This is a genomic window from Terrabacter sp. Soil810 (assembly GCF_001429645.1).
GTDB lineage: Bacteria > Actinomycetota > Actinomycetes > Actinomycetales > Dermatophilaceae > Terrabacter.
The window spans coordinates 59,438-74,643 of record NZ_LMSW01000003.1 but is presented as its reverse complement, the minus strand read 5'-3'; the positions used below and the strand labels follow the sequence as shown (position 1 = coordinate 74,643).

General features: G+C 71.6%; 14 protein-coding genes. 8 read left to right on the top strand and 6 right to left on the bottom strand.

What is annotated here, in order from left to right:
• Window positions 1-14 precede the first annotated feature (14 nt).
• The 3 genes from ASG96_RS04365 to rfbB form a co-directional block, all read right to left on the bottom strand.
• Window positions 15-1,751 (bottom strand): hypothetical protein, encoded by a 1,737-nt coding sequence (locus tag ASG96_RS04365; RefSeq protein WP_057586885.1) that lies wholly within the window; start codon window positions 1,749-1,751, stop codon window positions 15-17.
• A gap of 140 nt (window positions 1,752-1,891) precedes the next feature.
• Window positions 1,892-2,749: a dTDP-4-dehydrorhamnose reductase gene (gene rfbD, locus ASG96_RS04360; protein ID WP_057586883.1), complete on the bottom strand. Its 858-nt coding sequence runs from the start codon at window positions 2,747-2,749 to the stop codon at window positions 1,892-1,894.
• A complete protein-coding gene (rfbB, locus tag ASG96_RS04355; protein ID WP_057587053.1) occupies window positions 2,746-3,759 on the bottom strand; it encodes a dTDP-glucose 4,6-dehydratase in 1,014 nt (337 codons plus the stop codon). Before rfbB ends, rfbD begins: the two co-directional genes overlap by 4 nt.
• Before the next feature lie 73 nt (window positions 3,760-3,832).
• Here rfbB and ASG96_RS04350 point away from each other — a divergent pair, with 73 nt between their 5' ends.
• The 5 genes from ASG96_RS04350 to ASG96_RS04330 all read left to right on the top strand — a co-directional run bounded on the left by ASG96_RS04350 (window position 3,833) and on the right by ASG96_RS04330 (window position 8,379).
• A complete protein-coding gene (locus ASG96_RS04350; RefSeq protein ID WP_057587051.1) occupies window positions 3,833-5,176 on the top strand; it encodes a UDP-glucose/GDP-mannose dehydrogenase family protein in 1,344 nt (447 codons plus the stop codon).
• 69 nt (window positions 5,177-5,245) lie between these two features.
• Window positions 5,246-6,124, top strand: coding sequence for a glucose-1-phosphate thymidylyltransferase RfbA (gene rfbA / locus ASG96_RS04345; protein ID WP_056760937.1), 879 nt, complete (start codon window positions 5,246-5,248; stop codon window positions 6,122-6,124).
• Between the two features lie 13 nt (window positions 6,125-6,137).
• Window positions 6,138-6,743, top strand: coding sequence for a dTDP-4-dehydrorhamnose 3,5-epimerase family protein (locus tag ASG96_RS04340; protein ID WP_057586881.1), 606 nt, complete (start codon window positions 6,138-6,140; stop codon window positions 6,741-6,743).
• Window positions 6,701-7,333 carry a hypothetical protein gene (locus tag ASG96_RS04335; RefSeq protein ID WP_082591623.1) on the top strand — a complete coding sequence of 211 codons (633 nt, stop codon included), beginning with the start codon at window positions 6,701-6,703 and terminating at the stop codon, window positions 7,331-7,333. The genes ASG96_RS04340 and ASG96_RS04335 overlap by 43 nt, the downstream gene beginning before the upstream one ends.
• A 107-nt stretch (window positions 7,334-7,440) precedes the next feature.
• Window positions 7,441-8,379 (top strand): hypothetical protein, encoded by a 939-nt coding sequence (locus ASG96_RS04330; protein ID WP_157610646.1) that lies wholly within the window; start codon window positions 7,441-7,443, stop codon window positions 8,377-8,379.
• 45 nt (window positions 8,380-8,424) lie between these two features.
• Here the strand turns inward: ASG96_RS04330 and ASG96_RS04325 are convergent, their stop codons facing one another.
• A complete protein-coding gene (locus ASG96_RS04325) occupies window positions 8,425-9,528 on the bottom strand; it encodes an LCP family protein (protein ID WP_056760951.1) in 1,104 nt (367 codons plus the stop codon).
• Between the two features lie 53 nt (window positions 9,529-9,581).
• Here ASG96_RS04325 and ASG96_RS04320 point away from each other — a divergent pair, with 53 nt between their 5' ends.
• On the top strand, window positions 9,582-10,169 hold the full coding sequence (locus ASG96_RS04320) for a hypothetical protein (protein ID WP_235509061.1): 588 nt from the start codon (window positions 9,582-9,584) through the stop codon (window positions 10,167-10,169).
• Between the two features lie 16 nt (window positions 10,170-10,185).
• Here ASG96_RS04320 and ASG96_RS04315 read toward each other — a convergent pair whose 3' ends face one another.
• Complete coding sequence (locus ASG96_RS04315; protein ID WP_056760957.1) at window positions 10,186-10,845, bottom strand: bifunctional 2-polyprenyl-6-hydroxyphenol methylase/3-demethylubiquinol 3-O-methyltransferase UbiG; 660 nt, start codon at window positions 10,843-10,845, stop codon at window positions 10,186-10,188.
• 124 nt (window positions 10,846-10,969) lie between these two features.
• Between ASG96_RS04315 and ASG96_RS04310 the strand changes: the two genes are divergently transcribed.
• Window positions 10,970-11,860 (top strand): glycosyltransferase family A protein, encoded by an 891-nt coding sequence (locus ASG96_RS04310; RefSeq protein ID WP_157610645.1) that lies wholly within the window; start codon window positions 10,970-10,972, stop codon window positions 11,858-11,860.
• Window positions 11,861-11,869: 9 nt separating this feature from the next.
• Here ASG96_RS04310 and ASG96_RS24045 read toward each other — a convergent pair whose 3' ends face one another.
• A complete protein-coding gene (locus ASG96_RS24045; protein WP_082591622.1) occupies window positions 11,870-14,164 on the bottom strand; it encodes a glycosyltransferase in 2,295 nt (764 codons plus the stop codon).
• A 69-nt stretch (window positions 14,165-14,233) separates the two neighbouring features.
• On the opposite strand from ASG96_RS24045, the gene ASG96_RS04300 reads away from it, so the two are divergent.
• Complete coding sequence (locus ASG96_RS04300) at window positions 14,234-15,205, top strand: glycosyltransferase family 2 protein (RefSeq protein ID WP_056760962.1); 972 nt, start codon at window positions 14,234-14,236, stop codon at window positions 15,203-15,205.
• Window position 15,206 lies beyond the last annotated feature (1 nt).

Genomic DNA, 15,206 nt, shown 5'->3' with positions numbered 1-15,206 from the left:
CGGCGCGTACGCCGTCAGCGTCGCTCGAGCACCGTGCCCACGCCCGGGACCACCCGCTGGACGGGGTATGCCGTCGCGAGCCACGCGCGCAGCGGGTCGCGTCCCGCCCACGCGGCGGCGCCCCCGGCCCGCGCGTCCGCCGCCGCCGTGACGACCACGACGTCCGGGGTGCGTCCGGTCCGCGCGAACCAGTCGAGGACCCACCGGTTGGCTGCCCCGTGGTCCTCGAGCCACACCGACGGGGTCGCCATCGGGCCGTTCGCCGCCAGGTAGCCGCCGGAGGCGCCGAGCAGCAGCACGGGACGCCCTCCCCGGGTCAGGTCGGCGACCGTGGTCGACAGGGCGGTGATCCCGGAGGCCCGGTCGGCGGTGGTGACCAGCCCCGCCCACGGTCCCGTCGCGATCCGGGTGTCCACCCGGAGCGAGCCGGGCTCGTCGAACGGGAGGGAGAGCAGCCCGAGAGCCATCGCGACCGCGGGGAGCGCGGCCAGTGCGCGGATCGCTCGCGACCGGGGCTCCGTGACGAGCAGACCGGCCACCGTCGACCACTGGACGACGAGGACGAGCAGGAGCCCGCCGAGGGCCGCGCCGTGCACGGAGTACCGCGGGCCGGAGTTGGTGGTGGCGGCGACGACGGTCGCGGCCACAAGCGCGGGCAGAGCGGCCGCGACGAGGTCGCCGATGTCCCCGCGGCGACGCGACCAGTGCAGCTCGGCCAAGACGGGCAGCAGGAGGATGACGACGAGGAGGGACTCGAGGGCGGCCACGGTGTTGCCGAACCACAGCTGCGGCAGGTAACCGAGCGCGGCCGCGACGGTCACCGCGGTGGTCCACGCGACGCCGCCCGCGCTGGCACCGACCCGGACCGCGCGCCACTCCCGGCGGACGCACCCGGCCGCGGTCAGCCCGAGGCAGGCGAGCAGCGGCCAGTAGAGCGGGAACCGCACCATCTCGTACGTCCCGACCGCCCGCCTCAGCCGCCCGAGCGGCGACAGCCCGTCACCGCGGACCTCCAGCAGGTAGCGCACCGTGTCCGCGACCGGCGTGGGTCCGGCCACGAGCAGCACCCACGCCGCGGCCACCGCGACGAGGCCTCCGCTCGTCGCCAGGGCCACGACCCTGGGACGGGTGCCCTGCACGCGCATGACTCCGACGGCGAGGGCCAGGACGAACGCCGGTGCCAGCTGAGGGCTCGAGACGACGCCCATGGCGGTCGCCGCGCCCAGGACGGCCGCCCACGTGGACGATCGCGTCTCCCGGAGGGCGATGCCGGCGGCCGCCGCGAGCACGAGGGCGAGCACCGGCACGGAGCTGTAGCTGATGAGCGGCAGCTGGTACGGCAGGCCGAGGAGCGCCGCGACGGTGGCGACGGCGGCGGGACCCGCGGCATACCTCGTGCGCAGCGCGCGTGCCGTCACCACTGAGACGACCGCGGCGACCGCGACGAACCAGACGCGGGACGCGAGCACGATGCCCGTCGTCCCGACCACGTGGTCCCACACCCAGACGAAGGGCACGGCGAGGAACGAGCCCGTCGCCTGCAGGTTCATCTCGTCGCCCAGGGCCGAGTCCCCGCGGGAGAGGCGCAGGGCCAGCGCGACGACGTGGCCGTCGTCCTCCGCGCTCGCCCCCAGCGTCAGCCGCCACGCGAGCACGAGCGCCAGGACGATGGTGCCGGCCACCACCAACACGCGGCCGGGGCGCCGGGGCGCGCCGACGGCCTCGTCGTCGGTCTGGGTGCGCGTGGACACTGGCCCATGATGACGGGTCGGAGTGCCCAGGGAGCCCAGGCCGTGTCGTGTCTTCGACGTCCCGGGCCAGGAGTGCTCGGACGGCTCCCGCACGACCGGCCCAGTCCGACGCACGTGCTGGGGTTCGACCCCTGGTGCGCTCAAGCGTCCAGGTGCGTCCTCAGGCCCTCGCGCCAGTCGCCGATCGCCGCGATGCCCGCCATCTCGAGGCTGTGGTGCGAGAGCACGCTCCACGCCGGCCGGGGAGCCGGCCGCGGGAAGGCGTCCGTCGTCGTCGGGAGGACGCGCTCGGGGTCGAGCCCGCTCAGCTCGAAGACGGCCCGCGCCAGCCCGAACCACGTCGTCTGCCCGGTAGCTGTGCCGTGGTGGATCCCGTATGCCGTGTCGCCGGCGACCAGACGCACGATGAGGTCGGCGAGGTCGACCGTCCACGTCGGCTGGCCCACCTGGTCGTCGACGACCGAGACGGTCTCGCGCTCACCGGCGAGGCGCAACATCGTGGACACGAAGCTGGGCCCGCCGGCCCCGTAGAGCCACGCCGTGCGCACGACCCACGACTCCCGGCACAGGGCGCGCACCGCCCACTCGCCCGCGGCCTTGGTGCGGCCGTAGGCCGAGCCCGGCGCGACGGGGTGGTCGACGGCATACGGCTCGGTGGCCGTGCCGTCGAAGACGTAGTCGGTCGACACGTGCACGAGGCGCGCCCCCGCTCGCGAGCACGCCCGCGCCACGTTGGCGGCGCCGACCGCGTTGACGGCGAAGGCAGCCGGCTCGTCGGTCTCGGCGGCGTCGACGGCTGTGTAGGCGGCGGCATTGACGACGAGATCGTGCCCGTCGACCGCGGCCACGCACTGGGAGGCGTCGGTGACGTCGAGGTCGTCACGGCCGAGTGCCGTCACGACCCAGCCGGCCCGGCGCAGTGCGGGGACGAGGTCGTGCCCGAGCATGCCGCCCGCCCCGGCGACGAGCGCACGCCCGGCGCCGACCGAGGCGGTCATCGCCCGAGCCTCGCGTAGGTGCGCTCGGACTCGACCTTGGCGGCCTCCCACCAGTCGCGGTGCGCGGTGTACCACTCGATCGTCGCCTCGAGTCCCGCGCGCACGTCGCCGTAGCGCGGCTTCCAGTCGGTCTCGAGGCGCAGCTTCGTCGCGTCGATGGCGTAGCGCAGGTCGTGACCCGGCCGGTCGTCGACGTGCTCGAACCAGTCGTCCGGCTTGCCCATGAGCTCGAGGACCATCCCGACGATCTCGAGGTTGTTGCGCTCGCCGTCGGCGCCGATGAGGTAGGTCTCGCCGAGGCGGCCCTGCTCGAGGATCGCGATGACGGCGTCGTTGTGGTCGTCGACGTGGATCCAGTCGCGCACGTTGAGCCCGGACCCGTAGACCTTGGGCCGGATGCCGTCGAGGACGTTCGTGACCTGGCGCGGGATGAACTTCTCGACGTGCTGGCGGGGGCCGTAGTTGTTGGAGCAGTTCGAGACGGTGGCGCGGATGCCGAAGGAGCGGATCCAGGCGCGGACGAGCAGGTCGGCGCCGGCCTTGGTGGCGGAGTAGGGGGACGACGGGTTGACCGGGGTCTTCTCGGTGAACCGCTCGTGGTCGTCGAGCTTGAGGTCGCCGTAGACCTCGTCGGTCGAGATGTGGTGCAGCCGCTTCTCGTGCCGGCGGATCGCCTCGAGGAGCGTGAAGGTGCCGACGATGTTGCTCTCCACGAAGGGCCACGGCGAGTCGAGGCTGTTGTCGTTGTGCGACTCGGCCGCGAAGTGCACGACGACGTCGTGGTCGGCGACGAGCCGGTCGACGAGGGGTGCGTCGGCGACGGAGCCCTCGACGAGCTCGACCGAGCCGTCCCCACCGAGGTCCGCGAGGACGGGCGCGAGCGAGCGGCGGTTGGCGGCATACGTCATCGAGTCGATGACGGTCAGCGTCCACTCGGGCCGCACCTCGCGGGCGCGCAGGACGAAGTTCGAGCCGATGAACCCGGCTCCGCCGGTGACCAGGACGCGCATGAGGCGAGGGTAACGAAGCATCGGCTGCTCCACGGCCACCGGACGTTCTCCTGCCCTCGATATGCTGCCCGGCGTGAAGATCTCGGTCATCGGATGCGGTTATCTCGGAGCGGTGCACGCCGCGTGCATGGCCGACTTCGGCCACGACGTCGTCGGCGTCGACATCGACGAGCGCAAGGTGGCCAAGCTCGCCGCCGGCGTGCCGTCCTTCCACGAGCCCGGCCTCGAGCCGCTCCTGCGCAAGGGCGTCGCCGCCGGGTCGCTGCGCTTCACGACCGACAAGAGCGCCCTCGCCGACGCGCGCGTCCACTTCATCGCCGTGGGCACCCCTCAGCGCGGTGGCAGCTACGCCGCCGACATGAGCTACGTGTGGACCGCCGTCGAGGACATCGTCGCCAACGCGTCCTCGGAGCAGGAGGGCCCGATCGTCGTCGTCGGCAAGTCCACCGTCCCCGTCGGGACGGCCCAGGCCGTCGCCGACCGCCTCGCCGAGGCGGGCCTGGACGCCGTCGTGGTGTGGAACCCGGAGTTCCTCCGCGAGGGGTATGCCGTCCAGGACACCCAGCGCCCCGACCGCGTCGTCTACGGGCTCCCTGACGACCGTGAGCGCGGCGAGACCGGCCGGGCCGTCGTCGACGACGTCTACGCCCCGATCATCGAGGCGGGCATCCCGCGCCTGCTCGTCAACTACCCGACCGCCGAGCTCGTCAAGGTCGCCGCCAACTCGTTCCTCGCCACGAAGATCTCCTTCATCAACTCGATGGCCGAGCTCTGCGACGCGTCCGGTGCCGACGTCTCACGTCTCGCCGAGGCCATCGGCCACGACGACCGGATCGGGCCCAAGTTCCTCCAGGCCGGCATCGGGTTCGGGGGAGGGTGCCTGCCCAAGGACATCCGCGCCTTCATGGCCCGGGCCGGTGAGCTCGGCGTCGACCAGTCGCTGACCTTCCTGCGCGAGGTCGACTCGATCAACATGCGCCGTCGCGACCACGCCGTCGACCTCGCCGCGGAGATGGCCGGCGGTCGCCTCGTCGGCGTCAAGGTCGCCGTGCTCGGCCTGACGTTCAAGCCCGACAGCGACGACGTGCGAGACTCGCCGGCCCTCGACATCGCCGGCCGCCTCTGGGGGCGCGGCGCCAACGTCGTCGCGACCGACCCGGCGGGCGCGGACGCCGTACGCCTGGCCCGCCCCGACCTCCAGATCGTCGACTCGGTCGAGGACGCCCTCACCGGCGCCGACCTCGTCATGCTCCTCACGGCGTGGAAGGACTACGTCGAGCTCGACCCGTCCCAGGCCAAGTCGCTCGTCGCGACGCCGCGGATCATCGACGGACGCAACGTGCTCGACCCGCGCGCGTGGACCGACGCCGGGTGGGACTACCGCGGCATGGGACGCAGATCCAGCTCGATCTGGTGAGGACTCGTCGCGGTCGCGTGACGACCTGCCCACGACGCCGCCGTCGCACACGGCATACGCTGGCCGACCATGAAGGGGATCATCCTCGCGGGGGGCACGGGCAGCCGGCTGCACCCGATCACGCGCGGCATCAGCAAGCAGCTCATGCCCGTCTACGACAAGCCGATGGTCTACTACCCCCTGTCGACCCTCATGATGGCCGGCATCCGCGAGGTCCTCGTCATCACGACCCCCGTCGACGTCGAGCAGTTCCAGCGCCTCCTCGGCGACGGCTCGCAGTGGGGCATGTCGATCACGTATGCCGTCCAGCCGCGCCCCGAGGGCCTCGCCCAGGCGTTCGTGCTGGGTGCCGACTTCATCGGCGACGACCGGGTGGCGCTCGTCCTCGGCGACAACATCTTCTTCGGCCCGGGGCTCGGCACCCGCCTCGCCGACCACGCCGACGTCGAGGGCGGCCACGTCTTCGCGTACCGCGTCGCCGACCCGACGGCCTACGGCGTCGTCGAGTTCGACCCCGAGGGCCACGTCATCTCCATCGAGGAGAAGCCCGAGCACCCGAAGTCGAGCTACGCCGTGCCCGGCCTCTACTTCTACGACAACGACGTCGTCGCCATCGCCCGCGACCTGACGCCCAGCGCCCGTGGCGAGCTCGAGATCACGGCGGTCAACGACGAGTACCTCCGTCGCGGCACCCTGTCGGTCAGCGTCCTGCCCCGCGGCACGGCGTGGTTCGACACCGGCACGTTCGAGGGACTCATCGAGGCGAGCCAGTACGTCCACGTGGTCGAGGTACGCCAGGGTCAGAAGATCGGCTGCGTCGAGGAGATCGCCTGGCGCAACGGGTGGCTCGACGACGAGGGCATGCGCCGGCACGCCGACGACCAGGCCAAGAGCGGCTACGGTCTCTACCTGCATGCCCTGCTCGCCGAGGGCAGGGACACCCCGTGAAGGCGAGGACCTGATGGACATCCGCCCGCTCCGCATCGACGGAGCCTTCGAGATCACGCCCCGCCAGTTCCCCGACGACCGCGGGGTCTTCGCGGAGGGCTTCCGCGCCGACCGCCTCGCCGAGGCCATCGGCCACGAGCTGCAGGTGCGCCAGTCCAACATCTCGGTCTCGTCGGCCGGAGCTCTCCGCGGGATCCACTTCGCCGACGTGCCGCCCTCGCAGGCGAAGTACGTCACGGCGACCGGCGGTGTCTTCGTCGACTTCGTCGTCGACGTCCGGGTCGGGTCCCCGACCTTCGGGCAGTGGGACTCCGTCGTGCTCGACACCCTCGACCGCCGGGCCGTCTACCTCGCCGAGGGCATCGGGCACGCGCTCGCCTGCGTCGAGGACGGCACTGCCGTCTACCTCTGCTCCGAGGTGTTCACACCCTCGATCGAGCACGGCATCAACCCGCTCGACCCGGAGGTGGGGCTGGTCCTGCCCGACGGGTTCCAGCCGGTGATCTCGCCGAAGGACGCCGCCGCCCCGACGCTGGCCGCGGCCGCGGACGCCGGGCTGCTGCCGACGCTCGAGGCGTGCCTGGCCTACACCTCGTCGCTCGCCGGGGTGCGCCGGTGAGGTCGGTGGGCCGGGTCCTCGTCATCTGCACGGGCAACGTGTGCCGCTCGCCCTACCTCGAGCGGCGCCTGCGGCAGCTGCTCGAGGGCCAGGACGTGCTCGTCGAGAGCGCCGGGACCCGTGCCCTCGTCGGCGCCGACATCGAGCCCGGCTCCGTGGCCGCCCTCGAGGCCGTGGGCGCCGACACCCGGGGCTTCGCCTCGCGCCAGCTCGCTCCCGCCCTGCTCGACGCCGCCGACATCGTCATCACGGCGACGCAGAAGCACCGTGCCGAAGCCGTCGCCCTGCATCCTCGAGCCCTGCGCAAGACCTTCACCCTCGGCGAGCTCGCCGACCTCGTCCGCGACGCCGATCTCGTCGGCGCCACCGACGCCCCCGACCCGTCCGCCTCCGATCCAGACACGCCGTGGGCCGCGGTCGTGGCGGAAGTCGCCCGCGGTCGCCGAGGGCTCCACCAGGCCCGGACCGCGGCCGATTCGGACATACCCGACCCATACGGGCGCGGTTCTGCGGCTTATGACCTGATGTCGACCGAGATCGAGGCGCAGCTCCCCGTCGTCGTCGTCGCCCTCACACCGCCCGCTCGCTGACCTCCCTCCTGACTCGATCGCGGACTGCCGCGTGCGACAGGCGGGTTCGCCTCTAGCATGTCCCCCGGGGGAAGGGCCATCGGGCGTGTCGAGGGGGAGCTGCAGCAATGAACAACCGAATGGCGACGGCAGGGCTCGTCGCCTTCCTCGCGGTCGACGTCGCGCTGGTCGCGCTCGCCCTGCGGTCGGGCCAGAACACCTCGCAGTCACTGCCTCCGGTCTCGACGACGCGGACCGCCCCCCTGACCACGAGTCCGCCCGCGTCGGCGACGAAGAGCCCGACCCAAGGCACGACGCAGGCACCGGCCGCCAAGGCCGTCCCGGTCACCCGGCTCGTCTCGGCGCTCGACGCCGCGACGGCCTGGCGCGCCACGACCGGCACCTGCGACACCGGTGGCGCGACGGTCGAGGTCACCGCCGACGGCGGGCAGACCTGGACCAAGCGCCGGTCACCGGCCCGAGCCCTCGCCCGCGTGCAGGCGCTGGACGAGACCCGCGCGTTCGTCATCGGTGCGGGCGGGGACTGCGTCGTCAAGCAGTACGCCTCCCGTGACGCGGGCGCGACGTGGCAGGCGCCGACCGTTGTCGTCGGTGGCTGGGCGCGCCGGCTGGACCAGCCCGCTCAGGTGCTCACCCCCAAGGAGCCGGCCGCGACGCCCTGCGACAAGGCGGTCGTCCTCGACCTCTCGCGCACGTCTGCGGAGCAGGCCGAGTCGCTCTGCGCCGACGGCTCGGTCGTCGTGACCGAGGACGGCGGGACGACCTGGTCGGACTCCGGTGACGCGCCGGGCGCGGTCGCGCTCAGCAACCTGCTCGTCAACGACAGCCTGACGACGTATGCCGTCCGCATGGTCGGCGCGTGCAAGGGGGTCCAGCTCGTCAAGGTGGTCAAGGGCAGCAACGCCGAGGTCATCGCGTGCGTGCCCGTCGCCAGTCCCGAGCGCGGGACCGTCGGCCTGTCGGTCACCGAGCGTGCGGCCTGGATCGTCGCCGGCAACCAGACGTGGACCTCGCAGCGCGACCTGACGTCGTGGAAGCGGGTCTGACCCCGCTCTCCCCGCTCCGCGGGGTGTGCCCGTGCCCGCCGCGGCCTACTGGTAGGCGTTGAGCTCGTCGTTGCGGATGGCGTCGCCGAGGTCGGCCATCTTGACCTCGTCGACGATGTCGATCGATGCGCCGGCCGGGCTCGTGCCGAAACCCGTGAAGGGCGCCGTGATGAACCGGATGTCGCCCCCGCGCAGGCCGCGGAGCGCCAGGCCCTCCGAGCGCATCGTCCCGACGTCGAGCTTCTGGTCGACCGTGAGGTTGCTCGTGGCCGCCTCGGTGAAGTCCTTGAGCTTGATCGGGTTGGTCAGCACGTCCTTGCTCACGGTCTTGAGCATGAGGGACTTGATGAAGGCGAGCTGGCGTCGACCACGGGAGATGTCGCCCTCGCTCAGCTGCTTGCGCTCGCGGACGAAGGCCAGGGCCATCGCACCGTCCATGTGCTGGGTGCCCTTGGTGAAGACGTAGGGCGGCTGGTTGCTCGACTCCTCGACGTTGACGTCGACGCCGCCGACGGCATCGGTCATCGCCTGGAACCCCTCGAACCCGACGAGCGCCACGTGGTCGATGCGCACGCCGAGCATGTTCTGCATCGTCTCGACGAGCAGCGGGGGACCACCGAACGCGTAGGCGGCGTTGAGCTTGTTCTTGCCCTTGCCCGGGATGGAGACGTAGAGGTCGCGCGGGAAGTGGATCAGGGTGACGGCGGAGTGGTCGGCCGGCACGTGCACGAGGACCATGACGTCCGAGCGACCGCCCACGCGGCCCGGACCGGCATCGCTGCCGATGACGAGGTAGTTGGTCCCGTTGCCCGCCGGCTGCACGACGACGTTGCCGTTCTGGTCGGTCGGCTGGCTGCCCGCCGACCCGTCGTCGGGCAGGAGCAGCTCCTGCTTCACGTTGTTGGTGACGATGTGGTTGAGCCACGCGAGATAGCCGCCCACGGCGAGCACGGGCACGAGCAGCAGCACGAGCGCGGCCACGAGCACCTTGCGGTTGCGCTTCTTCTCGCGGCGGCCCGAGCCACCGTCGGCAGGCGAGTCTCCGTCCCAGTCGTCGCCGTCGGACCCGCCGGATCCTCCGGAGGAGCCGGCGCCGGCCGCGACCTGGGGCTCGAACAGGTCGGTGTCGCGCTCTCGGGTGCTGTCCACGGCGCAAGTCTAGGTGTCAGAAGCCGATCGCACGGCTGCTTACACTATGCGCCATGCCCGGAGGACTGACACGACGCGTGAGCGCCGACGTCCCCCTCGCGATCGGGGCGTCCCTGGCCTTCGTGGGCTACGTGTGGGTGCTCATGCACGCCACGGTCCCGTTGGTGACCGTCTTCGCCTTCGCCTCCGACGGTCACCCCAAGCTCTACGCCGCCTTCCTCGCGGGGCTGGCGGGCCTGCCGGGGCTGCTGCTCACCCTTCCGCGCGCGTTCACCCCGCCCAGGCCGTCGGTGCAGCCGTTGGTGCGCAGCCGTCGGCAGGCCTCGGCCCTGAGGCGCTCCTACGTGCGCACCGACGTGCTCGGACTCGCGGCCCTGCTGCTGGCCCAGGTGCCTCTGCCCGCGCCGTGGGGGCCGGCCGGCAAGGCCGCGACGATCGCCAACATCACGAAGTCGCCCGAGATCGTCGAGCTGAGCGCGATGTTCGCGAACTACTCCCTCGCCATCTTCGCCGTCGGGATCCTCGGGGCGGTCGTCGCCAAGGTCTACAGCCACGCGGCCGCGCTTCGTGTCCTCGCGATCATCCTCGTCGTCGGCGCCCCCGTCGTCGCCTGGCTCCTCGTGGTGCGCGCCGTCAGCTAGTCGGGTGTGACAGACCTCAGGATGGTCGGCGCCCCACCACGACGAAGTGCAGCCAGGTGGAGTCGGGGATGATGGCGGTCCAGGCGCGGCGTAGCGGACTACGGCGGTTCCAGCGCTCGTCGTACACGGAGTTGACACCCTCGCACGCCGTGACCTCGAGGCCCGCCCCTTCGAACATCTCCACCATCGTCTGCCGGGTGAAGAAGCGTACGTGGGTTCGGTCCAATGTCCCGTCGTCGGTGTAGTCCCAATGGCCTCGCAGCAAGGCGATCGTCACGGGCGCGTACTGGATGCTTGGAATCGCCGCCACGACGTGACCGCCGGGGTTGAGACGCTCGGTTGCCGACGCCAGAGTCGTCCAGGGGTCGACGACGTGCTCCAAGACATCGTTGAAGCACACGAGGTCGAACGTGTCCTCGGTTCTCAGCCCCTGCGGGAAGTACCCGTCGATTACGTCGTCGAATCCGTGGCCGGTGCGAGCCACGGCTGCCTGAGTAGGGACCGGCTCGATACCGACGATCCGCGCCTGCTCGCCCAGCGTGCGGCGAAGTGTAGGACCGAAGCCACCCTTGCCGCACCCGACCTCGAGCACCGAGCGCGCGCCGGTGGGGATGAAGGGTGCGACATCCAGCCGTGGGTTGTCGTGATAAAGGTCCTGCTGCGGAAGGTCGGTCACGTCATGGAATCTACTGGCCCGTGGAGCGCAGCGGGCTGCCATGTCGCGCGCGCACTAGGTCGGTGGAGGCTAGCCACGACCTCTTGGTGGCGTGCGCGAGGCAGCACTGCGCTACTTTCATCTGATGCCCAAGGTGTCCGTCATCCTCCCTGTCCACAACCCGGGGACTGACCTCTCCCTCGCTCTGACGTCCGTCCTCGGCCAGACGGTCGCGAACCTCGAGGTGATCGTGGTCGACGACGGTTCCGACACCCCCGTCGACTGGGTGCGGGACGTGGATCCCCGGGTCGTGCATCTGCGCCAGGAGAACCAGGGCGTCTCGGTGGCACGGAACGTCGCCGTGGAGGTCGCCAAGGCGGAGCTCGTCGCCTTCATTGACCAGGACGATCTGTGGCACCCAGAGAAGCTCGAGCGGCAGCTGACGGCTGTGTCTGAGCACCCCGATGCCGGCTTCTGGTGCACGTGGTTCACATGGGTCGTCGACGGGTCCCGGGTCGGTGGAGACCAGCGCGACCTGAGCTACCGCAAGCTGTTGGCAGACCAGATGGTGTGCCAGAGCAGCGCAATGGTCCGTCGTTCCGACTACCTCCGCGTCGGCGGCCAGAGTCCGTTGCTGGCCCAAACCCAGGACTGGGACCTCTTCCTGCGCCTTCTCCTTTCGGGACATGCGCCGGTCGTGGTCCATGAGGCCCTCGTGGACGTGCACCTGCACGGTCAGAACGCATCTCGCGACTACGCCCGCGGATCGCGCGAGCGGCGCCTGATCCTCGAGCAGCACCGCCTGCGCGCCCAGGCAAGGGGCGACCGCGAGACGGTACGTGCGGCAAAGGCAGGGCTACGGCGAAGCAAGGAGATCTACGGTTCCCAAGCCGTTGATGCAGCGCGGGCAGCCCTCGCGCAGGGACGTCGGATCGATGCGGCACACCACCTCCGCGCGGCTGCCGGAATCAGCCCTCAGGTGCTTGGGCGCAGCCTGTTCCTGAGCGTTCGGCGCCGGCTCCCAGCCGGGGAGTGATCCAACAGGTCAGATGTCGAGAGCAGCGACTTCTGCGCGGATCCGCTCGTTGAAGCGCTCTTCCGAGAAATGCTCCGCGTGCGCCCGGATCGCCGCGGCGTCCCACGCTCGGCCACGGTCGGCCACGACGGCGGCACGAACCGCAGCGGCGGTCGCCTCCTCGAAAAAGGTCCCGTTGACGCGCTCGTCGATCGTGTCGAGGTAGCCACCGGCGTGGAGGGCCAGCGTGGGTACCCCGAAGGCCGCGGCCTCGAGCGGGGTGAGCCCGAAGTCCTCGAGGCTCGGCGCGAGCAGCGTGCGGGCGTGGGCGTACGTCCACCGCAGCTGCGCGTCGCTGAGCCCGGTCACGATGCGGACGTTGTCGGGTGCCTGGGCGCGCAGCCGGGCCTCGAGCGGGCCGGATCCGACGACGACGAGCCGCTCGGGCAGGCCGCGCACGGCCGCCACCGCGACGTCGACGTTCTTGTAGGGCAGCAGACGCGAGACGAGCAGAAGGTAGCCGCCGTCGGCCCAGTCCTCCAGCATGGGCACCGGCTGCTGCGGGTCGGCAGGGTCGATGCCATAGGGCGGGGGCAGCACCTCAGCGTCGATCCCGTATGCCGCCGCGATGCGGTCGCGCACCACGGTCGAGTTCGCGAGGTAGCGGTCGGCCGACGCCGCGGCTCGACGGTCCCAGCGGCGTAGCCACCCGCCGAGCAGTCCCAGCGCACGCGCCCGCAACGAGCGGCCTGCCTCGTCCCCGAGGTAGGCGTCGGCCTGGTAGAGCCATCGGGCCGGGGCGTGGCAGTAGACGAGCTTGCGGCCCGTCGTCGGCACCCCGTGCGCCCACCCCGAGCTCGACGCCACGACGACGTCGGCATCCACGCGAAGGCGCGACACGGCATACGGCAGCAGGGGGAGAGCAGCCCGGTGCTCACGGCGGAGCGCGCCGATGTGGTTGAGGGGGGAGACGACCACGTGCGCGTCGCCGAACTCCGGGTAGGTGCCGTCCGGGTGGTAGAGGGTCGTGTGGATCGTCGCGTCGGGGAAGGCGCGGTGCAGCGCGAGGACGACCCGTTCGGCGCCGCCGCGCTGCGTGAGATAGTCGTGCGCGATGGCGACCCGCGGTCGGGGGGCCGCGAATGAGGCAGCGGACTGCCACACGGACGTAATGGTCTCAGCGGTTTGCGTTGCGGTGAACCGCCGGGAGACGTCGGCGTGGGCGCGCGCCGCCCGTGCGAGGGCGTCGTCGGGGTGGTCGAGTACCTCCAGGATCGCGTCGGCCAGGCCGACCTCGTCGCCCGGCTCGACAAGCAGACCCGTCTGCGAACCGACGGGGGTCGTGCGCACTATCTCGTCGACACCGCCACCTCTCGTCGCGACGACTGGCACGCCCCACGCGATCGCCTCGGTCACTACCTGCCCGAACGGCTCCGGCACGGTAGATGCGTGGACACAGACGCTGAGGGCGTCGAGCTCCCTGCGGGGATCCTCCACGAACCCCACGAGGTCCACGTGCTCGCCGAGGCCCAGCTCCTCGATCGTCTCACTGACCTTGCGCGCGTAGCTCTCGGCGCCGAACGCCGCATCACCGAGCAGCCTGAAGCGGGTGCCCGGACGGGCGTCGACCACCCGTCTCGCCGCCCGCACGAGGACGAGCTGACCTTTGGTCGGGCTCAGACGTCCCACCATGCCGATGACGCCGGCACCGATGGGCTGGTGGTCCCTCGGAGCGGCGGCCAGCTGGCTGTCGGACACGCCCGGGTGGGCCACCGTGAGCCGGCGGGCCCCGGGCAGCGTGGCCGCGGTGGCGGCGGAGTTGGCGACGACCGCGTAGGGAAGGCGGCGCGCCAGAGTGCGGATCGCGCGCACGGTCCGCGCCGGGAGGTAGTCGTCGGCGATGCGATCGTGGATGTGCCAGACGAGTGGGGTGCGCAGCGCCATCGCCGCAGGCACGGCGAGCAGGTCGGCCTTCAGAGATGTCGAGTGGATCACGTCGACCTCCATGCGCCGCAACGTCGCGACTAGTCGCGTGAGGAACCCGGCCCCTGCCACGCCTGCGCGCAAGGCAGCCACCGGGCCGACGGCGCGATCCACGTCCCGGATGCCCGGGTCGAGCGCCACCACGATGACCCGATGGCCCGCCAGCCGGAGCCTTTCCTCCAGCGCACCCGTCGAGAAGAGGAGCACGACAGGCTCGATCCGCGAGGGATCCAGACTCTCCAGCAGACGCACGAGGGCGAGCTCCGCGCCGCCCAGCTCGGCCGTGTGATCGAGGATCGCCACACGTAGCGGCCGGTCGGGCAAGGTGGGGGCTGTGGGCACATCCTGAGGCTACCCACGACCTTCCCGAACTCGGTCGGTCCGTGCAGCTTTGCTGACATACTTCCGCACATGCCGGCTTCCTCGCCCTCCGCCGACGTGGTCGTCGCGACGTTCAACCGCCCCGAAAACGTGCGGATCTGCCTCGAGCACCTCGGTCGCCAGACGCTCACGCCGGACGAGATCGTCGTCGTCGACTCGTCGCCGCACCGCCTGACGGCCGACGTCGTCGCCGACTTCCCGGGTGTGCGCTACATCCGCAACGACGCCGGCCCGGGCACGCTCGCGACGTCGCGCGCCATCGGCGTCGCCGAGACGCGGTCCGACATCATCGCCTTCGTCGACGACGACGCCTACGCTGAGCCCGACTGGCTCGAGAACATCGTGGCCCGCTACGCCGACCCGGCGGTCGGCGCGGTGGGCGGACGCGCGAGCAACGGGCGACCCGGCGAGGAGCACGAGGGGCTCGACGCCGTCGGACGCCTCCTGCCCGACGGCACGCTGACCGGCAACTTCGCCGCCGACACCGGTCGCGACCTCGACGTCGACCATGTCCTCGGCGCCAACATGTCGGTGCGGCGATCGGCGCTCGAGCAGATCGGCGGCATCATCGATCTCTTCCCGGGCACCTGCCTGCGCGAGGAGAGTGACATCATGCTGCGCCTCGGTCGGGCCGGCCATCGCATCGTCTACACGCCGACGGCCCTCGTCGAGCACGTCGCGGCGCCCTACACCCGGGGGCGCCGCTTCGACGTGCGCTACACCTTCTACGGTCACCGCAACCACGTCGTGCTCCTGTCGCACACGTTCGGCATGGGCGCCCCGATCCTGCGGCGCTTCTACGGCACGGCCCTGCGCGAGGTCGGGGGCAACGCCGTCGACGCCGCCAAGGCCGTGGTCGACGGCGAGCGCACCCCGCGCGAGCGCGTCCGCACCATCGGCGGCCGGGCGCTGCACGCCTCGGCAGCGCTCGGTGGCCTCGCCGCCGGCACCACCGCGGCCGTCCGCACCCGCCTCGGCGACCGGCATACGGCCCGGGCCTGAC